This window comes from Fictibacillus halophilus (genome assembly GCF_016401385.1).
Lineage (GTDB): Bacteria > Bacillota > Bacilli > Bacillales > Fictibacillaceae > Fictibacillus > Fictibacillus halophilus.
The window spans coordinates 2,268,034-2,289,155 of the sequence record NZ_JAEACF010000001.1 but is presented as its reverse complement, the minus strand read 5'-3'; the positions used below and the strand labels follow the sequence as shown (position 1 = coordinate 2,289,155).

23 protein-coding genes and 1 pseudogene are annotated in these 21,122 nt (G+C 38.7%); 18 read left to right on the top strand and 6 right to left on the bottom strand.

From position 1 onward, the window contains the following. Positions 1-111: 111 nt before the first annotated feature. Both mbcS and I5J82_RS11910 read left to right on the top strand, forming a co-directional pair. Entirely contained in the window at positions 112-1,686 is a 1,575-nt protein-coding gene (gene mbcS / locus I5J82_RS11915; RefSeq protein ID WP_233096469.1) for an acyl-CoA synthetase MbcS, read from the top strand. 95 nt (positions 1,687-1,781) lie between these two features. Then, positions 1,782-3,386 carry an amidohydrolase gene (locus tag I5J82_RS11910; RefSeq protein ID WP_198768013.1) on the top strand — a complete coding sequence of 535 codons (1,605 nt, stop codon included), beginning with the start codon at positions 1,782-1,784 and terminating at the stop codon, positions 3,384-3,386. A 56-nt stretch (positions 3,387-3,442) separates the two neighbouring features. Here the strand turns inward: I5J82_RS11910 and I5J82_RS11905 are convergent, their stop codons facing one another. Continuing rightward, positions 3,443-4,240: an NAD kinase gene (locus I5J82_RS11905; RefSeq protein WP_198768012.1), complete on the bottom strand. Its 798-nt coding sequence runs from the start codon at positions 4,238-4,240 to the stop codon at positions 3,443-3,445. 150 nt (positions 4,241-4,390) lie between these two features. Here I5J82_RS11905 and I5J82_RS11900 point away from each other — a divergent pair, with 150 nt between their 5' ends. The 8 genes from I5J82_RS11900 to I5J82_RS11865 all read left to right on the top strand — a co-directional run bounded on the left by I5J82_RS11900 (position 4,391) and on the right by I5J82_RS11865 (position 10,890). Then, positions 4,391-5,059 carry a DUF2953 domain-containing protein gene (locus I5J82_RS11900; RefSeq protein ID WP_198768011.1) on the top strand — a complete coding sequence of 223 codons (669 nt, stop codon included), beginning with the start codon at positions 4,391-4,393 and terminating at the stop codon, positions 5,057-5,059. A 3-nt stretch (positions 5,060-5,062) separates the two neighbouring features. Further along, positions 5,063-5,515, top strand: coding sequence for a GerW family sporulation protein (gene ytfJ, locus I5J82_RS11895; protein WP_198768010.1), 453 nt, complete (start codon positions 5,063-5,065; stop codon positions 5,513-5,515). 88 nt (positions 5,516-5,603) lie between these two features. Further along, complete coding sequence (gene tpx / locus I5J82_RS11890) at positions 5,604-6,104, top strand: thiol peroxidase (RefSeq protein WP_066400246.1); 501 nt, start codon at positions 5,604-5,606, stop codon at positions 6,102-6,104. A 159-nt stretch (positions 6,105-6,263) separates the two neighbouring features. Then, positions 6,264-7,262 (top strand): class I SAM-dependent methyltransferase, encoded by a 999-nt coding sequence (locus I5J82_RS11885; RefSeq protein ID WP_198768009.1) that lies wholly within the window; start codon positions 6,264-6,266, stop codon positions 7,260-7,262. A gap of 203 nt (positions 7,263-7,465) precedes the next feature. Beyond that, positions 7,466-8,653, top strand: coding sequence for an acetate kinase (locus I5J82_RS11880; RefSeq protein WP_198768008.1), 1,188 nt, complete (start codon positions 7,466-7,468; stop codon positions 8,651-8,653). Positions 8,654-8,796: 143 nt separating this feature from the next. After that, the gene (locus tag I5J82_RS11875; RefSeq protein ID WP_198768007.1) at positions 8,797-9,459 is read left to right on the top strand and encodes a GNAT family N-acetyltransferase; all 663 of its coding nucleotides are present in this window, start codon (positions 8,797-8,799) and stop codon (positions 9,457-9,459) included. Positions 9,460-9,534: 75 nt separating this feature from the next. Then, entirely contained in the window at positions 9,535-10,365 is an 831-nt protein-coding gene (locus I5J82_RS11870) for an EcsC family protein (RefSeq protein ID WP_198768006.1), read from the top strand. 18 nt (positions 10,366-10,383) lie between these two features. Beyond that, complete coding sequence (locus tag I5J82_RS11865; RefSeq protein ID WP_198768005.1) at positions 10,384-10,890, top strand: MogA/MoaB family molybdenum cofactor biosynthesis protein; 507 nt, start codon at positions 10,384-10,386, stop codon at positions 10,888-10,890. A gap of 95 nt (positions 10,891-10,985) precedes the next feature. Here the strand turns inward: I5J82_RS11865 and I5J82_RS11860 are convergent, their stop codons facing one another. Further along, positions 10,986-11,300: a hypothetical protein gene (locus I5J82_RS11860; RefSeq protein WP_198768004.1), complete on the bottom strand. Its 315-nt coding sequence runs from the start codon at positions 11,298-11,300 to the stop codon at positions 10,986-10,988. 212 nt (positions 11,301-11,512) lie between these two features. Between I5J82_RS11860 and I5J82_RS11855 the strand changes: the two genes are divergently transcribed. From I5J82_RS11855 to I5J82_RS11825, 7 genes and pseudogenes are all read left to right on the top strand, one after another. Next, complete coding sequence (locus I5J82_RS11855) at positions 11,513-12,715, top strand: argininosuccinate synthase (RefSeq protein WP_198768003.1); 1,203 nt, start codon at positions 11,513-11,515, stop codon at positions 12,713-12,715. Continuing rightward, positions 12,712-14,097, top strand: coding sequence for an argininosuccinate lyase (gene argH / locus I5J82_RS11850; RefSeq protein ID WP_198768002.1), 1,386 nt, complete (start codon positions 12,712-12,714; stop codon positions 14,095-14,097). Before I5J82_RS11855 ends, argH begins: the two co-directional genes overlap by 4 nt. Before the next feature lie 68 nt (positions 14,098-14,165). After that, positions 14,166-14,327 carry a hypothetical protein gene (locus I5J82_RS11845; protein ID WP_197264996.1) on the top strand — a complete coding sequence of 54 codons (162 nt, stop codon included), beginning with the start codon at positions 14,166-14,168 and terminating at the stop codon, positions 14,325-14,327. Positions 14,328-14,580: 253 nt separating this feature from the next. Then, positions 14,581-15,704: pseudogene (gene ald, locus I5J82_RS11840) on the top strand (alanine dehydrogenase). 122 nt (positions 15,705-15,826) lie between these two features. Then, positions 15,827-16,507 (top strand): metal-dependent hydrolase, encoded by a 681-nt coding sequence (locus tag I5J82_RS11835; RefSeq protein ID WP_198768001.1) that lies wholly within the window; start codon positions 15,827-15,829, stop codon positions 16,505-16,507. 57 nt (positions 16,508-16,564) lie between these two features. Next, entirely contained in the window at positions 16,565-16,807 is a 243-nt protein-coding gene (locus I5J82_RS11830; protein ID WP_198768000.1) for a hypothetical protein, read from the top strand. A gap of 82 nt (positions 16,808-16,889) precedes the next feature. Next, positions 16,890-18,206 carry a DRTGG domain-containing protein gene (locus I5J82_RS11825; protein WP_198769001.1) on the top strand — a complete coding sequence of 439 codons (1,317 nt, stop codon included), beginning with the start codon at positions 16,890-16,892 and terminating at the stop codon, positions 18,204-18,206. A gap of 39 nt (positions 18,207-18,245) precedes the next feature. Here I5J82_RS11825 and I5J82_RS11820 read toward each other — a convergent pair whose 3' ends face one another. Continuing rightward, positions 18,246-18,542: a YtpI family protein gene (locus I5J82_RS11820; protein ID WP_197131588.1), complete on the bottom strand. Its 297-nt coding sequence runs from the start codon at positions 18,540-18,542 to the stop codon at positions 18,246-18,248. A gap of 85 nt (positions 18,543-18,627) precedes the next feature. Here I5J82_RS11820 and I5J82_RS11815 point away from each other — a divergent pair, with 85 nt between their 5' ends. After that, the gene (locus tag I5J82_RS11815) at positions 18,628-19,575 is read left to right on the top strand and encodes a DHH family phosphoesterase (protein ID WP_198767999.1); all 948 of its coding nucleotides are present in this window, start codon (positions 18,628-18,630) and stop codon (positions 19,573-19,575) included. Between the two features lie 47 nt (positions 19,576-19,622). On the opposite strand, the gene I5J82_RS11810 is transcribed toward I5J82_RS11815, so the two are convergent. The 3 genes from I5J82_RS11810 to I5J82_RS11800 all read right to left on the bottom strand — a co-directional run bounded on the left by I5J82_RS11810 (position 19,623) and on the right by I5J82_RS11800 (position 20,782). Beyond that, entirely contained in the window at positions 19,623-19,808 is a 186-nt protein-coding gene (locus I5J82_RS11810) for a YtzJ family protein (RefSeq protein ID WP_066396796.1), read from the bottom strand. 129 nt (positions 19,809-19,937) lie between these two features. After that, a complete protein-coding gene (ytrI, locus tag I5J82_RS11805) occupies positions 19,938-20,450 on the bottom strand; it encodes a sporulation membrane protein YtrI (protein ID WP_198767998.1) in 513 nt (170 codons plus the stop codon). Then, a complete protein-coding gene (locus I5J82_RS11800; protein ID WP_066396792.1) occupies positions 20,450-20,782 on the bottom strand; it encodes a YtrH family sporulation protein in 333 nt (110 codons plus the stop codon). Before I5J82_RS11800 ends, ytrI begins: the two co-directional genes overlap by 1 nt. Positions 20,783-21,122 lie beyond the last annotated feature (340 nt).

Genomic DNA, 21,122 nt, shown 5'->3' with positions numbered 1-21,122 from the left:
AGCGGGTTGTCCCCGCTCCTTTTATTTTTGTTGTTTTATGACTAAATTTTAAAAATTTTCAAAAATATATTATAATGATTATGATCAACACGAATTGAAAGGGTGAAGAATATGAATTTGATTGCTCCAAACATCTATAATTTAACAGAAGAAATGGAAAAGTACGCTTTAAATCCAGATAAAAAAGCTTTAATCTGGATGGATGAACAAGGCGTTACTGAGGAGATTACATATAAGATGCTCCTAGACAGAGCGAATCAAATTGCTAATTCGTTAGAAGAACTAGGACTTGCTAAAGGTGATCGAGTTCTTATCATCATGCCACGACTGATCGAAACGTATGCTGTGTATATCGCTTGTTTGAAAGCAGGAATTTCTGTTATTCCTTGTTCTGAAATGCTGCGAGCAAAGGACCTGAGCTACCGTGTCCAGCATAGTGAAGCTAAAGCAATCATTGCTGATTACCGTTTTACAGAACAAGTTAATGAGATCAAAGATCACCTACCCACTCTTACATATAAAATTAGTGCGAACGGGGAAACAGAAAACTGGCTAAGCTTACAAGCGATCACGAATAATGTAAGCGTTTCCTATAAAGCACCTGAAACGGCAAAGGATGATATGGCTTTTTTATCCTACACATCTGGTACAACAGGTCAGCCTAAAGGTGTCGTTCATACGCACGGATGGGCATATGCTCATATTCGTACCGCTGCTAAAAGCTGGCTAAACATTTCAGAGGATGACAAAGTTTGGGCAACTGCGGGGCCAGGTTGGCAAAAGTGGATATGGAGTCCTTTCCTATCTACATTAGGTACTGGTTCTACCGGTTTTGTCTATCAGGGTAAGTTCGATCCGAAAAAATATTTAACACTTCTGCAAGACCAACAGATCTCGGTCTTATGTTGTACACCAACAGAGTATCGTTTAATGGCAAAAGTAGACAATTTAGATCAATACAAGTTACCACATTTAAGGAGTGCGGTATCGGCAGGTGAACCATTGAACCGAGAAGTGATCGATACGTTTGAAAAATACTTCCACATAAAAGTCCGTGATGGATATGGCCAAACAGAGAATACGCTATTAGTCGGGACGATGGAGGGTATGGAGATCAAGCCAGGTTCAATGGGTAAGCCAACTCCTGGAAATGATGTTGACGTTATTGATGAGAATGGACAACCAGTTTCTGCTGGAGAGGTTGGGGATATAGCCGTTCATAAAAATTGCCCTGCTTTATTTAAAGAATATTACAAAGATCGAGATCGAACGATGATGGCCTTCCGTGGTGACTATTATGTGACAGGTGATAAAGCAAAGAAAGATGATGAAGGTTATTTTTGGTTTGAAGGGAGAGGTGACGATATCATCATCTCCTCAGGCTATACGATAGGTCCTTTTGAAGTAGAAGATGCACTTGTAAAGCACCCTGCAGTAAAAGAATGTGCGGTAGTGGCAAGTCCAGATGAAATACGCGGTCATATTGTTAAAGCATTTGTTGTTTTACGAGTTCAAACAGCAAGTAACGAGGCTCTAACAAAAGAGCTGCAAGAACACGTAAAAGAACTTACAGCTCCATATAAATACCCAAGATCTATTGAATATGTTGAAGATCTTCCAAAGACAACTTCAGGGAAGATTAGACGTATCGAGCTGCGACAGTTAGAAGCATCTAAAACAAGATGATTTTTAGGGGAAAAGCAGATACCTTATCTGCTTTTTTGCTTGGTTTGTAAGTTATACTACTTTTAAAAGATGATTGGTAAAGGTGGTTAAATATATTGGGGACGCTCTTTTTTAACGGGAAAATCTATACGATGGTTAATGAAGGTGAGCATATTGAAGCTGTTTACGTAGAAAACGGAAAAATTATTAAAACCGGCACGGAAAACGACTTATCAGAAACGTTTAGCAAGCATATTACAAAAAAAGTCGATCTAAAAGGATATGTTATGTATCCAGGTTTTGTAGACAGCCATCTGCATTTGATCGGTCACGGTGAAAAATTAATAAAACTCGATCTTTCAGAAATGAATTCTGCTGAAGAGATGGAGTATGCTTTGCGAGAGAAAGCAAGTACTCTTACATCCGATGAATGGTTGCTCGGAGAAGGCTGGAACGAGAACAATTTCATCGACCGCAAGATCTTCCATAGGAAAGAATTAGATGATATTTCAGGAGGGCGTCCTGTTCTTTTATCCAGAGTTTGTCGTCATGCATTCTTAGCCAACACGAAAGCTCTAGAAATGGCAGGGATAACAAAGGACACGAACGATCCTCCAGGTGGGATTATTGTAAGAGATAGCGATGGAGAAGCAACAGGGTTGTTACATGATAGTGCTGCAGAACTTGTAAAAAAAGTGGTTCCAGAAGGTTCGCAGAAATATTTGAATACAGCCTTAAAGACCTCGATCAAGCATTTGCTTTCTTTAGGATTAACAGGAGGACATTCGGAAGATTTAAGCTATTATGGTTATGTAGAAAGACCCTTGAGTGCTTACAAATCTGTCATCGATGGAGAAGAGATTAAGTTTCGTGCCCACCTTTTAGTACATCACGAAGCATTTGAGGACTTCAAAAATGTAAAAAGAGAATATGAGTTACCTTTTGTAGAGTATGGCGCATTAAAAATATTTGCAGATGGAGCTTTTGGAGGGCGAACCGCTTGGCTATCTCAGCCCTATAACGATGCTCCTGAAACTTCAGGTGTATCTATCCATGCTGATCATGATCTCGGGAAACTTGTTCAAAAAGCGAGGGATCATCATATGAATGTAGCTGTACATACGATTGGTGATAAGGCATTGAAGCAAACGATTGAAGCGATAAAAAATAACCCAGCAAAAGAAGGCAGAGATCGACTTATCCATGTTGGACTTGTAGATGACAATTTAATTGCTGACATGAAACAGCTACCGGTCATATTAGATATACAACCGGGATTTGTAGCATCAGACTTTCCGTGGTTGATCGAACGACTCGGTACCGACCGAATTCCAAATGCTTTTCCTTTCAGAAGATTACTTGATGAAGAATTAATTTGTGCTGGAGGCTCTGATGCTCCTATTGAGCCGGTGAATCCGCTTCTTGGTATATTTGTTGCTGTAACCCGAAGAAAACCAGAAGAGAGTCATGAGGGTTATGTTCCAGAACAGAAATTAACGATGTTTGAGGCAATATCTTTATATACAATCGGAAGTGCTTCTGCCATCATGCAAGAGGATGTTAGAGGATTCATTAAAGAAGGATACTTCGCAGACTTTACTGTCCTAGACCGTGATTTATTTCAAGTTTCAGAAGATGAGATTTTAAAATCTAAGGTTGTGTTTACCATTGTGGACGGTGATATCGTCTATGATAACATAGACGAGAACGACGAATCATGAATAGAAAGAACAGCTTGCAGAAAGAATGCAAGCTGTTTTTTTGTTATGTTTATATTCTACAAAAAGCTTCTTTTTACTTTATGCCAAAAAGAATTGTCTTTTAATTTTACTGTCTTTATTCTTTTATTCGTGAGTTCAAAATTTAAGGTTTCACAATGTTTGATACTCATTGCTTCATTATCCATACCGATGATCGGATAATGGCTGTTGTCATGCTTGATCCTTAATGTCATCTTGCGGTTATCACTTAGAATAAATGATGAACCTAAAGTACGATAATGGTTATTATTTAATGAAGCGAGTTCACTGATTTGATAGCAAGCAAGCATGGGATCAACGACTGCACCGTTTACCGACTTATTATAGGCTGTACTACCTGTAGGTGTCGAAATGATCATTCCATCTCCTCTGAAGGTTTCAAAATATAAATCATCAATGAAGACATCAATTTCAAGAGTTCGGATAATGGAAGAACGAAGAGAGCATTCGTTTAAGCAGAAAAATGATCCTTGTCCATCTATGGTTACAGATAGAGCAGGATATTTACGTACTTCAACTTGTTCGTTTTTCATTGCTTCGATCATACCGGCTTGATCATCAATATGAAAATCGCAATAAAATTCATTCTCGAGTGTACTGACTCCTACATAAAGACAATCATCTCTGAAACCAGTCTTACGGACTGCTTGTAAGAAGGTGCCGTCACCACCGATGCTAGCTATGATGTTTGCTTCTTTCTCATCTTCAACTACTTCAAACCCCTCTGTTATGGCCAATGAAAGTAATGAGTCGATCTTCTCTAGAGTACGTTCTTCCTTTTTGTAAAAAAAGAAAATTTTATTACGAGCAGTCATAAAGCCTTCCTCCTTTAAATTTATCTTCTTCACTATTTTGTTCTTTAGTCATTCAATCAAATTTCTAATACTATTGTAACAGACTGTCATCAGGTTTAGATTGAATGACCTCTGCCCATAATGAAAAGATAACAAAAGGGGAGAGCATGTATGGTTTGGGTTACAAGCATAATTGGCATCTTACTATTATTATTAATCGTGATAAGTTTTTCAACGATCCACATCTCCATTTATTTCGTTCATCGAAATGATAATAGCAACATTCAAGTGAATTTTAAGATGTACCGTTTCTTAAAATATAAACTGAATGTGCCACTAATCATGGTAGATGCTCAAGATCACTCTGTTAAGATCAGAGAAGAAAAAAAATCAACGCTCGGACAAAAGAAAGAAAAGAAGAAGATCACGTTCTCACAAATAAAAAAGAAATATCGATCATTTAATCAGATGCTAAAGCATATTAACCATTTTTATAAGATACTCGCTGCTTTTTTGAAGAAGATGAGAGTAAAAAAAGTAGAATGGCATAGCGCTGTTGGGCTCGGTGAAGCTTCTTTATCAGCTATTGCGGCAGGAACGGTTTGGAGTTTCAAAGGAATAGCGATACAAGTGCTGAATACGTTTTTTAAACTTGAAGGATCACCTAATGTTTCCGTTGTGCCTGTTTTTCAAGGCATGCACAGTGAAACGCGCTTTTCTTGTATGATTTCACTTAAAATCGGGCATGCTATTGTCGTTATGTTAAAAATCTTAAAGTCCTGGCGAATGGTAAGTCGTTCGACTAAGGAGAATTCTGAATATATGACTGGAGGCATGTAAAAAATGAGTGAACATCCGATCCAGGGTTTAATGAAAACCGCGATGGAAAACTTAAAAGAAATGATTGATGTAAATACGATTATTGGTGATCCCGTAGAGACGCCAGATGGCAGTGTTATCCTTACTGTATCAAAAGTAGGATTTGGGTTTGCAGCAGGTGGGAGTGAATTCGGTGGACAGGAAGAATCCCGTAATTCATCTACACAGCATGGTTCATCTAGTCAATCAAAAGAGATGCCTTTTGGTGGAGGAAGTGGAGGAGGAGTTTCCATTACTCCGATTGCATTCCTAGTAGTAAGCAATACAGGCATCAAGACAATCCACTTAGATAACAGTACGCACTTATACGAAAGAATCTTAGACCTAGCACCTGGTGTAATAGATAAGCTACAGCATCTCATGAACAAGAACAAACACAATCAAGGGCCTTCAAGCACACAAACACATGAGTTTTAAAAAAGCTAACATCTCGTTAGCTTTTTTTTCTGGGTTGCTTTAAGATGAAAGGGAAAGTACATAATTTATACCTTAAAGGAGGAGTATGATCATGGCTGTAACATTTAAAGAAAAACCAGTCACATTACTAGGAAATGAAGTAAAAGTAGGGGACCAAGCTCCAGATTTCAAAGTGTTGGCAAACGACATGTCTGAAGTTAGTCTTGCGGATTCAAAAGGAAGTGTACGTTTGATCGCTGCTGTTCCTTCAGTTGATACAGGCGTATGTGATGCTGAAGTGCGTCGTTTTAATGAAGAGGCATCTAAGCTTGATAACGTTAAAGTCTTAACCGTTTCAGTGGACTTGCCTTTTGCACAAAAAAGATGGTGTGCAGCAGCAGGTATTGAAAACGTTCAAACTCTATCTGATCACCGTGATCTTTCGTTCGGTAAAGCATATGGTGTTGCGATCGAGGAACTTCGTCTCCTTGCACGCTCTGTATTTGTAATTGATAGCTCTGATAAAGTTACGTATGTAGAATATGTAGATGAAGTTACGAGCCACCCGAATTATGAAGCAGCGATCGAAGCAGCTAAAGCAGCGAAGTAAGCAATCAGACATCTCCGGTAAAGCTTTATTCTACCGGAGATTTTTTTGTTCTAAATACGATGGACTTTTTCATTTTACTAGCAAAAGAAGTTAATGATTGTATATGCTGTACGTAATTTGCTAAAATGTTTCCTGTGAAAACTTAGGAGGAAGCTAAATATGAGTTCTTTTAAAGATGTAGAAAAGCTGTTTGTTGTTCTTGACAACACAGCGACGGCAATTAAGGATAAACTTGAACTGCCTTATTTAGACGCTCTTGTAGAATCAGGAGAAAACCTGTTCTTTCAAGAGATACCAAAAGAATACCCGAAAGAATTAACAGCTGTATTAACAGATGAATACAAAAAAGTGAACGTTACAGAATTTGGTACAGAAGAAACCCGCAAAGCTTTTCAGTTGGCTGTACTAAAAGGCATGAAAGAAGCTGTTCAACCACACCATGCGATGACGCCGGATGCGGTTGCACTATTTGCTGGATACCTCGTTCAAAAATTCATGAAAAAATCCGAAAATCTTACGTTGTTAGACCCTGTGGTCGGTTCAGGAAACTTGCTAACAGCAGTAATGAACCAGTTGAAAGATAAAGAGTGTGTTTCGTTTGGAGTAGAAGTGGATGAAACTCTTTTACGACTAGCATGGGTCAATGCCAATATCCAAAAACATAAAGTAGAGCTTTTTCACCAAGATGTGATCAAACCACTTTATGCAGATCCAGTTGATGTAGTTGTAGCCGATTTGCCAGTAGGTTATTATCCAGATGATGAAACCGCTAAAGCCTTTAAAGTTTATGAAAAAGAAGGACATACTTATGCTCATCATTTAATCATCGAGCAAGGAGTCAATCATTTGAAAGAATCAGGCATCGGGATCTTTATCGTACCGAACAACCTATTTGAAAGTGAACAAGCGGATTTGTTTAAAAGCTGGATGAAGGAAACAGTAACCGTTCTAGGTCTTCTTCAGTTACCTGAATCATTATTCAAATCCTCCGTTCATGCAAAGAGCATCCTGATTCTTCAAAAGAATGGTGAAGGTGCAATAAAGCCTAAACAAGCGATGCTGGCTCAGCTTCCATCTTTCTCAAATAAAAATGGATTAGGAAATGTAATGGAACAGATCAATGAATGGTTTAAAACAGAGTGGGAACGTGAAAAATAACAGCGTGGGTCTATCCTATGCTGTTTTTTTATGGAATTGCAAACGGATTCAAGTCTGAATTGCATGAATATAAGGTGTAAGCGTTTTACAACCTTGATATTAATAAGGCTCAATGTTTAAATAAGGAAGGATTAAGTTTCAAGTGAGATGGAAGTGGGAGTTCATATCCTATTTATTTCATGAATATGAAGGAGATGGCTATTTTGGCTAAAATTATTGCAATTAACGCCGGAAGCTCGTCCTTAAAATTTCAGTTGCTTCAAATGCCTGAAGAAGTAGTACTGACTAAAGGACTTGTAGAACGTATCGGATTAAATGATTCAGTTTTCACGATCGAAGTTGATGGTGAAAAAGTTAAAGAAATTAAAGATATTCAAGATCATTCAGAAGCAGTATCTATGCTTTTAGATAAATTAGTAAAACACAACATCATTTCTTCTCTAGAAGAGATCGAGGGAATCGGTCATCGTGTTGTGCATGGTGGAGAAAAGTTTAACGACTCTGTTTTGATTACAGATGAGATTCTACAAGAAATTGAAGAAATTTCTTATCTTGCTCCATTACACAACCCAGCAAATGTTGTTGGAATCAAAGCCTTCAAAAATGTACTGCCTAACGTACCAGCAGTTGCTGTTTTTGATACTGCTTTCCACCAATCCATGCCTGAAAAATCATTCTTATACAGCCTTCCATATGAGTATTATGAAGACTACGGTATTCGTAAATACGGATTCCATGGAACAAGTCATAAGTATGTTTCAGAGAGAGCTGCTGAGCTTCTTGGACGTCCGGTTGAACAACTTCGTCTTTTATCATGCCACTTAGGTAACGGTGCAAGCATTGCAGCGATCGAAGGCGGAAAATCAATAGATACTTCTATGGGCTTCACACCTTTAGCAGGTGTTACAATGGGAACGCGTTCTGGTAACATTGACCCGTCTCTAATTCCTTACATCATGCAAAAGACAGGTCAAAGTGCTGAAGAAGTAATCAATGTATTGAACAATAAGAGTGGAATGCTTGGTGTTTCTGGATTCTCTTCTGACCTTCGCGATATTGAGAGTGAAGCAGAAAAAGGGAATGAACGTGCTGAACTTGCTTTAGAAGTTTTTGCTAGCCGTATCCATAAATACATTGGATCTTATGCAGCAAGAATGGCTGGCATCGACGCGATCATCTTTACTGCAGGTATCGGTGAAAACAGTACGGCTGTTCGTGAGCGCGTACTTCGTGGGCTAGAGTTCATGGGCGTGTATTGGGACCCAGCTCTTAACCAAGTTCGTGGTAAAGAAGCATTCATCAGCTATCCTCACTCTCCTGTAAAAGTTATCGTAATCCCTACAAATGAAGAAGTGATGATCGCGCGTGATACAATGCGCTATGCTATGTAGTTAGAGAGACAGTCTTTTCCCCCGGAAAAGGCTGTTTTTTTATGCTTAGATATGCAAGTTAAAGGAGGAATATGGAGTTGTTTAGCGTAAACCATTTAATGAGCAAAAAAGCGATCACCTTTTAAAAAGAGGGAGATTAAAATATGTACATAAAAGAACAATATCTTTACATGAACAATCAAAATGTAAGAGCTGTCGTTCGGAATTATGAACAAAAAGATTTTGCTGAACTCCTGACCATTCAAAAAGAAAGCTTCCCTTCTCCGTTTCCCCCAGAATTATTATGGAATGAAAAACAGTTACATAATCATATCTCCCTCTTTTCAGATGGAGCTCTATGTGTAGAGATTGATGGAGTTGTTGCTGGCTCCATAACAAGCTTGCTCGTTCATTATGATTTGAAACATCCGCAGCATACGTGGGAAGATATAACGAGTAATGGCAATATTACTAATCATGATCAAAATGGGAATACACTTTATGTTGTAGATATTTGTATACGGCCAACCTATCGAAAATTAAATTTAGGCAAGCTTCTTATGCAGGGTTTGTATGAAACGGTCGTTCACCTTAAATTGCAGCGATTGTTAGGTGGAGGAAGAATGCCGGGATTTTCTAAGTATTCAGGTGTTCTATCTCCTCAACAGTATGTTGATAAAGTGATAAGTGGAGAGTTATATGATCCGGTCATTTCGTTTCTATTGCGCTGTGGTAGAACTCCGCTGATGCTTATCCCGAATTATATAGAAGATGAAGAATCGTCTAACCATGCTTTACTGATGGAATGGAGGAATCCTTTTCTGTAAGTTTGGTCATTCCAGATTTTTTACTTTAAGAGTAATTTATACTACACTATTTAAAAGGTTTTAAGGAGGATATGTATGGCATTAACAGAGCGTGAAGAACAGATCTGGCAGGAAATTAATGCATGGGAAGAAGATTTTTTTACATATGAACCTACAGATTTTGGACGTACTTATGAAAAATGGGCAACAAGACAGATGGACCTTCTTCCAGAAGAGGTACAACAGACGATCGGAGAATATGTGGATTCTGCACTGTTTCATATTCATGCTCTTATTCAGAATTCACAATTCCAACTGGATACGAAGCAACGGCTGTTGTCTGAAGCAAGAGTATTTAGAGACGATATCTTTGAAATTGAAGATTTGAAAAAGTGTTCGATCGATCAATTATCTTATATGGCAGACCAGCAGATCGCAAGAAATAGACTCTTGTCATTTTCGCAAGGAGGACTCGCCGGAACAGGAGGACTGCTCTTTTTAGGAACGGACCTGCCTGCAATGGTTGCTATAGGAATCCGTTCTGTGCAATCTATTGCGATGCACTATGGATATGATATACAAAGACCTGCAGAAATGATGCGTTCGTTAAAAGTTTATCATGCAGCAACGATGCCAAAGCGTTTTCAGCAGGAAAAGTGGGACGAACTGATGGTTGAGATCAGAGAGGAAGAAGATCCGATTTTTTATGCAGGAAAAGATGTGATCGCAGATGTGTCCTGGATGTCTCATCCGATACAGCAAGCTGTGAAGATGATGGCGATTCTTCTTCTCAGAAAGAAACTAACTCAAGGATTGCCAATCTTCGGGATGGCACTGGGTGCTATCATGAACTATCAACAGTCGAGAAAGATTACAGAAATTGCACACAAGTTTTATCAAAAAAGATATCTTTACGAAAAATATTAAGAAACAGGAGTTACTTCCATGAGTGTTCAAGAACATAAGGCTCAAGCTCCACGATTTGTTAGATGCATGATCGTAACCGTTAGTGATACACGTAATGAAGAATCAGATAAAAGCGGTAAATTGATACAAACTTTTTTAGAAAACAATCATCATAAGATCTCTGAATACAGAATTGTAAAAGATGATATGAAATCAATACGAGATGCTGCAGAATTCGGCATACAGAACGACGATATTGATGTTGTCCTTTTTAACGGTGGGACAGGGATCGCTTCTAGGGATGTAACAATTGAAGCATTGACGCCTTTATTTGATAAAGAGATCTCTGGTTTTGGTGAGCTTTTTCGCATGTTAAGCTATACAGACGATATTGGTTCTGGTGCGATGCTAAGTAGAGCAGTAGCAGGAGTTAAGGATAGGACAGCGATATTTGCACTCCCTGGTTCGTCAGGAGCTGTAAAACTAGGCATGGAAAAATTAATCATACCCGAGCTGTCACATGTTGTTCAACAGCTGAATAAATAAAGCCGTTTGCTAAGAAACAGCCCCAAATAAAGAGGATGCAAATGCATCCTCTTTATTTTATGTGAAGGATTCCTAATATTTAAGATGAACCTAGTTTAATCATGTATTTTTGATGTAATACTCTGATTTAATCTGTACCATAACCAAAGATCATTAATGACAGAAGCGAGGCTCGCGATCTTGTTGTTCAATTCGCATGAGACCTCAAAACGTTCTTCAATAGATAGTTGGTCTTGCAACTTGTTAATTTTCTCTTCGATCTCTCCGATTCGATCTGGAATTCTTCCTCTAATCTTTTCCCAATGCAACATTATTGCTTCTTGAGTGGACGTATCGTACTTTTCCCACGCTTTATTTAAATGCGGAACAAAGATTCCAAGTCTTTCATCCCAAACAAAGTCATTCTGCAATTGAAATCACCTCTGTTCTTATTGTACAAAAGGGTGGAGTAGGATGGTAGATAAAAGTCCGATGTTATTTTTATTCATTTTAAAGAATAACCTTGCATTATCGGCAATGTTTTTGTTATAGTATGAACTATCATAAATGGTATTTTTATAAACAAAAATGTATAAAAATAAGTAAATATTCATTTTTGGCTATAACAAAGGAGAGATTTCATATGGGGAAAAAGGTAGTTTTAGCTTATTCTGGAGGATTAGATACGTCTGTTGCGATTCCGTGGCTAGCTGATAAAGGATACGAAGTTATTGCATTATGCTTGGATGTTGGTGAAGGGAAAGACCTTCCTTTTATACAATCAAAGGCGTTATCAATCGGAGCATCTGAATCGATCGTACTTGATGTTCAAAAGGAATACGCTGATGAATATGCATTAATCGCTTTACAATCACATGCATTGTATGAAGGGAAATATCCACTCATCTCTGCATTAAGCAGACCGTTAATCGCGAAAAAATTAGTTGAAACAGCGAAAAAATATGGAGCTACAGCAGTTGCTCATGGTTGCACAGGAAAAGGGAACGACCAAGTTCGTTTTGAAGTTTCTGTTGCTGCACTTGCTCCAGAGCTTGAGGTTCTTGCACCAGTTCGTGAGTGGAGCTGGTCGCGTGAAGAAGAGATTCAATATGCAAAAGATCATGATATTCCTGTGCCGATTAAAAAGGAAAATCCGTTCTCTATTGATCAAAATTTATGGGGAAGAAGCAATGAATGTGGTATCTTGGAAGATCCTTGGGCTGCACCACCAGAAGAAGCATATGAAATGACTGTTGCTCTTGAGGATACGCCTGATGAACCACAGATCGTAGAGATCGGGTTTGAACAAGGTGTTCCTGTATCACTAAACGGTCAGCATGTTTCTCTAGACATTCTGATTAATCAGTTGAACGAATGGGGAGGCGCGCATGGTGTCGGACGTATCGACCATGTTGAAAATAGATTAGTAGGAATTAAATCACGTGAAGTTTACGAGTGTCCAGCGGCAACAACGCTTATTAAAGCACACAAGGAACTTGAAGATCTAACATTGGTTAAAGAAGTCGCTCATTTTAAACCGATCATTGAAAAGAAGATGACTGAACTAATCTATGAAGGCTTATGGTTCTCACCGCTAAACGCGTCATTAAAAGCCTTTTTAGATGAAACGCAAAAACATGTAACAGGCACTGTACGTGTTAAATTCTTTAAAGGTCATGCGATCGTCGAAGGAAGAAAATCACCTTACTCCCTTTATGACGAAAAATTAGCAACATATACATCAGACGATGCTTTTGACCATACAGCTGCGAAAGGATTTATCTCTTTATGGGGACTTCCTACAAAAGTAAGCAGCATGGTTCAAAAAAATGAGGTGAAAGTGTGAAGAAGTTGTGGGGAGGACGTTTCTCAAAACAGCCTGAAGAATGGGTAGATGAGTTTGGAGCATCAATCTCCTTTGATCAGCAATTGGCCAGTCAAGATATTAAAGGAAGTCTGGCTCATGCTAAGATGCTTTTCCAATGTAAGATCATTGACGAGAGTGCTTATGAAAAGATTAAGAATGGTCTGCTTTCTCTTCAGTTTGAAGCGGAAGAAGGGGAACTTACGTATTCAGTTAAATACGAAGACATACATTTGAATCTTGAAAAATTATTAACAGACAAAATTGGGCCGGATGGCGGCAAATTACACACAGCTAGAAGCCGAAATGATCAAGTGGCTACTGATTTTCATCTTTATGTTAAAGAAGAAACGTTATTGATTATTGATCATATAGAAGAATTGCAAAAATCTCTGTTGAATCTTGCAGAAGAGCATGTAGAGACAATTATCCCTGGATATACACATCTTCAGCGTGCTCAGCCTGTCTCATTTGCTCATCATCTGTTAGCGTATTTTTGGATGCTTGATCGTGACAAAGGCAGACTTCAAGATAGTCTAAAGCGCAGTGATATAATGCCTCTTGGTGCTGGAGCTTTAGCGGGAACGACGTTTGATATCGACCGCAACATCACGATGAACGAACTAGGATTCAGAAATAAGTATCTCAATAGCCTAGATGCTGTAAGTGATCGAGATTTTGCAATTGAATGCTGCAGCAATGCATCTATGATTATGATGCATCTTTCTCGATTTTGTGAAGAACTGATACTTTGGTCTTCAGAAGAGTTCGGGTTCATAGAGATCAGTGATAGCTTCACTACAGGGAGCTCCATGATGCCGCAAAAAAAGAACCCTGATATGGCTGAATTGATTCGAGGAAAGAGTGGGAGAGTATATGGTTCTTTGATCTCCCTACTTACCTTAATGAAGGGATTGCCACTTGCATACAACAAAGATATGCAGGAAGACAAAGAACCTGTTTTTGATACGGTAAAAACAGTTAAAGGATGCTTAAGCATCATGACAGGCATGATGAATGAAGTAAAGATTCATGTGGATAAGATGAACAAAGCCGTTCATCAAGACTTTTCGAATGCTACAGAACTTGCAGATTACCTAGCAAAAAAAGGAATTCCATTTCGAGAAGCACATGAATTAGTAGGTCAGATGGTCCTTCACTGCATACAAAAAGGCTGCTACCTTCTTGATGTGACGCTGGATGAATATCAGGAATGGTGTCCGCTTGTTGAAAATGACCTGTACGAAGCACTATCTCCAAAAACAGCAGTAGAAAGACGGAATTCTGAGGGTGGAACTGGCTTTGAGGCCGTTCGTCAGCAGATTGATGCAGCACAATCAAAAATGGCCGTTTCCAATAATTAGCTCATATGAACTTTCCTTCGAAGACGAAAACTATGGTTAAAGTCTTGCATGTGAAGGAGGAAAGAATGATGGAGAATGAAAAACGTCCCAATCAACAGCTTGAATATGATGCTGAAGGTGAAATGACCGTTCATCAACAGATAACAGAAGCTTATCAAAGCGGAATCGTCGATAAAGTAGATCAAGGACAGCAAAGAACAAAACTTGATGAAGAAGAAAGTCTTTCATAAAACAAGATTAGGGTAGCTCTTCTAAACGAGCTATCCTTTTTTTGTTCTAAAAAGGCTCTTGCAATCACGAGCAATCGCATTATTTTTCTTCAAACCCAAAACAAGAATGTTCCTTTTCCTTTTAGGGCACCTTAAAGCTGTCTTGACTATATTCATATTCTAATGAAATTCAACTTTTTATTTTGAATTTTTGGTGGTATGTTAACTATAGAATAATGAAAAAATTTCCATGTAAAACAAGGGAGGGTACAACATGAAAATAGGAGTACCGACTGAGATAAAAAATAATGAAAATCGTGTAGCGATGACACCAGCAGGCGTATTGAATCTTGTAGCATCGGGTCATGAGGTTTTTATTCAAAAAGGCGCTGGAATCGGATCTGGTTTTACAGATGAAGAATACGAAAGTGCTGGTGGTGTAATCGTAGAAACACCTACTCAAGCATGGTCGATGGACATGGTCATGAAAGTAAAAGAACCGCTTCCTGAGGAGTACTGTTTTTTCCGAGAAGGTCTAATTCTCTTCACTTATTTACATCTTGCACCTGAGCCAGAACTTACAAAAGCATTAACAGATAATAAAGTAGTTGGCATTGCGTACGAGACGGTTCAATTGCCAAACGGTACACTACCTCTGCTTACACCGATGAGTGAAGTAGCAGGAAGGATGGCTGCTCAAATAGGTGCACAATTTTTAGAAAAGTCAAAAGGCGGTCTTGGCATTCTCTTAAGTGGTATTCTGGAGTAAGAAGGGGTAAAGTAACGGTTATCGGAGGCGGTGTGGTCGGAACGAATGCTGCTAAGATTGCGATGGGCCTTGGAGCAGATGTTACGATCATTGATTTAAACCCAGAACGTCTTCGTCAGCTTGATGATATCTTCGGTGTTGAGATCAATACGCTCATATCCAATCCACTTAATATCGCTCTTGCCGTTCAAGAATCAGCATTAGTTATTGGAGCTGTTTTAATTCCAGGGGCAAGAGCACCTAAACTCGTGACCGAAGAAATGATTAAAGGCATGCAGCCCGGTTCTGTAATTGTGGATGTTGCTATTGATCAAGGTGGAATCTTTGAAACGGTTGACCGCATTACGACTCATGATAATCCGACATATGAAAAGCATGGCGTTCTTCATTATGCAGTAGCTAACATGCCAGGCGCAGTTCCGAGAACTTCAACGATCGGTCTGACAAACGTAACGGTACCTTACGCTCTTCAGATCGCAAACAAAGGATATGTTAAAGCGTGTTTAGATAATGAAGCTTTACTAAAAGGTATCAATACATTGGATGGATTTGTAACATATAAGGCAGTTGCTGAATCACACCAACTAGACTATAAAGATGCTGTATCCATCTTAAAATCAAACGAATAGATAAGAATAAAAAAGTCTGATATTCCTTTTCTCTGGAATCGGACTTTTTTTCTGTTCTATAATAGGGTATGTAACACTAGTAAGGTATTTCAGCGTTTAATCTGAGGAGGGAACATGCAATTATGAAAGTGACATACCACGGACATTCTGTACTTGAAATTCAAACAGAGCAACATTCCATTTGGATTGACCCTTTTATTAACGGAAATGGACAAGCTAAGATCGATGTAAAGGACGTTAAAGCTGATGTAATTCTATTAACACACGGTCATAATGATCACGTAGGAGACACGGTTGAGATTGCAAAAGCAAATAACAGCTTGGTCGTAGCGCCATTTGAACTTGCAGAGTACTTACAAACACTCGGGGTAGAGGCACATCCTATGCATATAGGAGGGAGCCGCACATTTGATTTTGGAAAAGTAAAATTCACTCAAGCCTTTCATGGATCAAGTTATTCGCAAGAAGATGGTACTGTCGTATATACCGGAATGCCTGCAGGAATCTTATTCTCACAAGGTGGGAAAACACTATACCATGCAGGAGATACAGCTCTATTCTCAGATATGAAATTAATTGGAGAGTTTGCGAAACCAGATATTGCTTTCTTGCCTATTGGTGACAATTTTACAATGGGACCTGAGGATGCATTAATCGCAGCAGAGTGGATTGGTGCTGAGGTAACCGTTCCAATCCATTACAATACGTTTCCTGTGATTGAACAGGACCCAGAAACCTCGTTCACATCTAAACTAGGAAACAAAGGAAAAGTGCTTAATAGCGGCGAAAGTATAAGCGTATAATGATTCTAACCTCCCTTTCTATGCATATTGATGATAGTAAGGGAGGTTGTGTTTTTTATGAGACAAGAAAGAATGGCAAAAGTATTAATGTTGATGGTGCTTTTCTATGTAGCCATACCTGTACTATCGTTTGAAGGTCCTTTGCTGCAACAACTTTTTTCGGCAGCGTGGATGGGTTTTGCAGGTATGCTTTTAGTGAGCCTTTTGTTTAAGAAAGATACGGCAGAGAAAAGGGCTGTCAAAAAGCAGATTGTGACACCAGATTCAAAAATGAAAAAAAGGATACACATGGAAAGTTGAGTTTCTGTTCTAATGCCTGTATAATCTGTATTAGTCAAAGTTATAAAACAGATAGATACAGGTAGAAGGAACGGTGAATGTAATGCTAACCAAGCATGAACAAATACTACAGCATATTTTGGACCTTGATGTCGGATCAAAAATCTCCGTTCGGCAAATAGCAAAAGATCTGACCGTTAGTGAAGGAACAGCTTATCGAGCAATAAAAGAAGCTGAAAATCAAGGAATCGTAAGTACGATCGAACGTGTAGGTACGATACGTATTGAAAGACAAGCAAAGAGTAATATCGAAAAGTTAACGTTTGCTGAAGTCGTGAATATTGTTGAAGGACAAGTACTTGGCGGGCGCGCTGGTCTTCATAAAACATTGCACAAATTTGTCATCGGAGCCATGAAGCTTGAAGCAATGATGCGTTATGTTGATGCTGGAAGTTTATTGATCGTTGGTAACCGTGTGAACGCCCACGAACTTGGACTAAAAGCAGGGAGTGCAATTTTAGTCACAGGTGGCTTTGATACAGAGGAAGAAGTGAAGCGACTCGCTGACGAACTTGAACTTCCTGTTATCTCTACGAGCTATGATACCTTTACTGTTGCTACAATGATTAATAAAGCGATTCATGACCGTCTGATAAAGAAAGATATCGTTTTAGCATCCGATATTTTAATACCGATCGACGAGACACATTATCTATATCAACATGATAAAGTGCAGCGTTGGCACGAATTGAATCAACAAACCATGCATAGTCGTTATCCGGTAGTAGATCAAGGTAATCGCGTCACTGGTGTAGTCACTTCTAAAGATATTATAGGGGTTCCTGTTTCCATGCAGGTTGAAAAAGTAATGACTCGTTCACCTTTAACCGTTACAGAAAAAACATCAGTTGCAGCATGTGCTCATATGATGATCTGGGAAGGAATCGAACTACTTCCTGTTATCGGAACTTCTCATAAACTGATCGGAATTTTAACAAGACAAGATGTGTTAAAAGCGATGCAGATGATGCAAAAGCAGCCCCAAGTAGGTGCTACTTTTGATGATCTTATAACGACAGAGTTAAAAGAGCAAAAGGTAGACAATGAAACGACGTACTTTTGTAAGATTACGCCACAGATGACAAATCATCTTGGAACCGTTTCATACGGTGTCTTAATGACTCTCGTAACCGAAACCGCTCGAAAAGCACTGAGAAAAATCAAAAAAGGCGACCTCGTTGTTGAGAATGTAACGTTTTATTACATTAAGCCTGTACAGATCGATAGTGATATCGAACTGATTCCAAGAGTGCTAGAAGTGAGCCGGAAATTTGGAAAAGTAGATGTGGAGATCCATCATGACGGAAAGATTGTTGGAAAAGCAATGATGATGGCACAGCTTCTTGACCATCGATCATAAAAAAAGTCCCTGCTTCAGGGACTTTTTATCCATATTCATTTAATTTTTCTGTGCTTCTTCACGTGCAAGTGTCAAGAAGTGCTTGTACATTTTATAATTCATGATTAAAAGAACAATTCCGTAAATTAAAAAGACTAGTGCCACCCAAAGCTGTACACGTCCCTCAACAGCTGTGAGTTCGTTCAGACCGAAAGAAGCTAAGAATGAACCGAGTGCCATTTTTGCTTTTGTGCCTGTCCAGCGCTTTAAGAATGGTTCTTTTGCACGTACTTCAGAGACTTTATAGAACACATATAGAGCAAAAGAAAGTATAATTAGGATAATAAAAATAGGCATTGAAAATTCCCCCACGTATTTACTCCACTATATTGTAAACGTTTAAAACTATAATTGCCACAACGACATCTAAAAGGAGTCTGCTATGAAAGAACAAATCTTACAAGTAATTGAACAGTATGAAAAAATAATCATTCATCGACATGTCAGACCAGACCCGGATGCGCTTGGATCACAAGGTGGACTTTCTGCCATCATCAAGGCGAGCTATCCACAAAAAGAAGTGTATGTTGTAGGAGAAGAAGAAGCAGGTCTTACATTTTTAAATACAATGGATGTTATAGAAGATGAAGTTTACAAAGGGGCTTTAGTTATAATTTGCGATACCGCAAACTCACCTCGCATCAGTGATCATCGTTATTCACTAGGAGATTACATTATTAAAATTGATCATCATCCGAATGAAGATCCCTATGGTGATTTAATCTGGGTGGATACAGAAGCGAGTTCTACATCAGAGATGATAATGGATCTATATCATTTCGGATCATCGTCTGGATTGAAACTTGATGAACACGCAGCAAGACTTATCTATGCTGGTATTATCGGTGACACTGGTCGCTTTTTATTTTCCAACACGACTCAAAAAACACACCATTATACAGCAGCGTTATTAGAGACGGGATTCTCACCATCAGAAATTCACGAGAATTTATATAAGATATCTGAAAAACTTGCTCGGTTGAATGGTTATGTTCTTCAAAATTTTTCAATTGCAGATAATTGTGTAGGTTATATTCATTTAACGAAAGATACATTAGAAGAGTTCGGCACTTCTGCAGGTGAAGCATCACTGTTAGTAAATTCTTTTTCGCATGTTGAAGGCTTGTTAGCGTGGGTGTTTTTTGTAGATGAACCAGATCAGATCAGAGTTAGATTGCGATCGAAGGGCCCGGTTGTAAATAAAATTGCAGCCAAATTTAATGGAGGGGGACATCCGAGGGCATCAGGAGCAACGGTATATACAAAAGATGAAACGCTCTCTGTACTAGCTGAACTTCGAAACCTTTGTAAAGAATATCAAGCCAAATAAAAAAGGCCTCATCGGGGGGCCTTTTTATGCTTGAGCATGAATTATATTTAGTTAGCTTTTTCAGGGATAAACCAAGAGCCAACATCTGTTACATCTTCATGCACTTTTAAGTTTAATTTTGCAAGCTCTCTCTTGATTAGGTCTGCTACTTCTTTCGTTTCTGCAAAAGCAGAAAAGCCATTCTGTAATTCCTTTACCTTTTCACGGGCAAGTTCTTTTCGATTGATAATCATGTAGTTTCCCCCCAATAATCACTCTTAAATTATTCTTTACACATATTTTATACAAATGAAGGAGGGATTGCCATTTCTTTGCCCAAAGATTCATAAAAACGTAATATTTCGACCATTATTTATGCATAATCATTCACTGATTTTGGCTGAGATATAGATTCGAAGAACGCCAGTGTATAAATACAAATGATCGATCTTTACTTCATAAGCTTGCTCATCGTCATCAAGTCGGTACGTTTTATTTTCAATAGCTTGTACGAGTAAGGAATGACTTTTAGCAAGTGTTTCTGTATCTTCTCCAATAAGATGCTCTAAGTCGTCTTCAACTGCTTTCGCTAAGTGCAGCCGTGTTAGATTCGATAATTTTGAAGAGTCCTTGTTTGAAAACCTTGCATTAACTTCATGAAGTTTAAACTTTTTGGCAAGTTCTTTGTTTGCTTTTTCATCATCTGAGGTTAGGATTTCGTTTTTCTTTCTCAAATCTTGGATAATATCTTTTTGGTCATCCAACATTCGAACAAGTCTTTCGTGAGCCAAGCCGCCTTGTATTAAAAAAAATGCCCAGCCGATAATAAATCCGATCGCTATCCCAGCAAAAAAACGCTGGTAGCCTTTTCGTTGATATAGCGGGGGAATCCTCATCAGTTGATGTTCTCCTGGCTGAGCCATTGTATCAATTGCATGGCAGAATTAGCACCAGCAATCGCAACGAAAATATAGGTTAATTGCTTAAAAATCTCTATAGTAGCGCCGTTTTCAAAACTTCGCTCAAAGTTCGTGATCGTATCAAACGTTCCGCCGATAGCAGCGACAATTGCCCATATTTTAAGTCTTTTTGCAAGTTCCATCATCTCTAAGATAGGTGCTTTACCTACAAGAAAAGCTGCAAGACCGCCGATTAATGCACCGCCCAGCAATACGCCGAAAGCTATAGCAAAATCTAATATGATGTTCGCAAAAAATTCACGTACCATGAGACAACCTCCCCTCTTACTCAATGTATGGAAAATAGGTGGAGTGTATGCTCGTTTCATTTTTAAAATAAGCTCTTTAGGTTGTTTTCTAAAGAATTGTTGCTTTTGGATGTTTTATTATTTTTCTTCATTGACAAGTTGATTGGAGTGTAAGGTGCGAGACTCCTAATGGCGCAAAGCGGCAGGAGGCTCACCGTACGCCCCGTGGAAAGCGAGCAACCTGGAGCGGAAATCAACTGCTTCCAAGTATTTTAGAAACATCCTAGAAATAAGAAACTAGACCATTGAAAACTGTTTCATTAACACATACGAACTTCTGTACTATAATGGAATGCAAACA

What these genes read in the sequence shown, in the direction of transcription:
- mbcS (WP_233096469.1), top strand. Translation starts at nt 112, where the DNA reads ATGAATTTGATTGCTCCAAACATCTATAATTTAACAGAAGAAATGGAA.
- I5J82_RS11905 (WP_198768012.1), bottom strand. Translation starts at nt 4,240, where the DNA reads ATGACTGCTCGTAATAAAATTTTCTTTTTTTACAAAAAGGAAGAACGT.
- I5J82_RS11900 (WP_198768011.1), top strand. Translation starts at nt 4,391, where the DNA reads ATGGTTTGGGTTACAAGCATAATTGGCATCTTACTATTATTATTAATC.
- ytfJ (WP_198768010.1), top strand. Translation starts at nt 5,063, where the DNA reads ATGAGTGAACATCCGATCCAGGGTTTAATGAAAACCGCGATGGAAAAC.
- I5J82_RS11885 (WP_198768009.1), top strand. Translation starts at nt 6,264, where the DNA reads ATGAGTTCTTTTAAAGATGTAGAAAAGCTGTTTGTTGTTCTTGACAAC.
- I5J82_RS11875 (WP_198768007.1), top strand. Translation starts at nt 8,797, where the DNA reads ATGTACATAAAAGAACAATATCTTTACATGAACAATCAAAATGTAAGA.
- I5J82_RS11870 (WP_198768006.1), top strand. Translation starts at nt 9,535, where the DNA reads ATGGCATTAACAGAGCGTGAAGAACAGATCTGGCAGGAAATTAATGCA.
- I5J82_RS11865 (WP_198768005.1), top strand. Translation starts at nt 10,384, where the DNA reads ATGAGTGTTCAAGAACATAAGGCTCAAGCTCCACGATTTGTTAGATGC.
- I5J82_RS11855 (WP_198768003.1), top strand. Translation starts at nt 11,513, where the DNA reads ATGGGGAAAAAGGTAGTTTTAGCTTATTCTGGAGGATTAGATACGTCT.
- I5J82_RS11845 (WP_197264996.1), top strand. Translation starts at nt 14,166, where the DNA reads ATGGAGAATGAAAAACGTCCCAATCAACAGCTTGAATATGATGCTGAA.
- I5J82_RS11835 (WP_198768001.1), top strand. Translation starts at nt 15,827, where the DNA reads ATGAAAGTGACATACCACGGACATTCTGTACTTGAAATTCAAACAGAG.
- I5J82_RS11830 (WP_198768000.1), top strand. Translation starts at nt 16,565, where the DNA reads ATGAGACAAGAAAGAATGGCAAAAGTATTAATGTTGATGGTGCTTTTC.
- I5J82_RS11825 (WP_198769001.1), top strand. Translation starts at nt 16,890, where the DNA reads ATGCTAACCAAGCATGAACAAATACTACAGCATATTTTGGACCTTGAT.
- I5J82_RS11820 (WP_197131588.1), bottom strand. Translation starts at nt 18,542, where the DNA reads ATGCCTATTTTTATTATCCTAATTATACTTTCTTTTGCTCTATATGTG.
- I5J82_RS11815 (WP_198767999.1), top strand. Translation starts at nt 18,628, where the DNA reads ATGAAAGAACAAATCTTACAAGTAATTGAACAGTATGAAAAAATAATC.
- I5J82_RS11810 (WP_066396796.1), bottom strand. Translation starts at nt 19,808, where the DNA reads ATGATTATCAATCGAAAAGAACTTGCCCGTGAAAAGGTAAAGGAATTA.
- ytrI (WP_198767998.1), bottom strand. Translation starts at nt 20,450, where the DNA reads ATGAGGATTCCCCCGCTATATCAACGAAAAGGCTACCAGCGTTTTTTT.
- I5J82_RS11800 (WP_066396792.1), bottom strand. Translation starts at nt 20,782, where the DNA reads ATGGTACGTGAATTTTTTGCGAACATCATATTAGATTTTGCTATAGCT.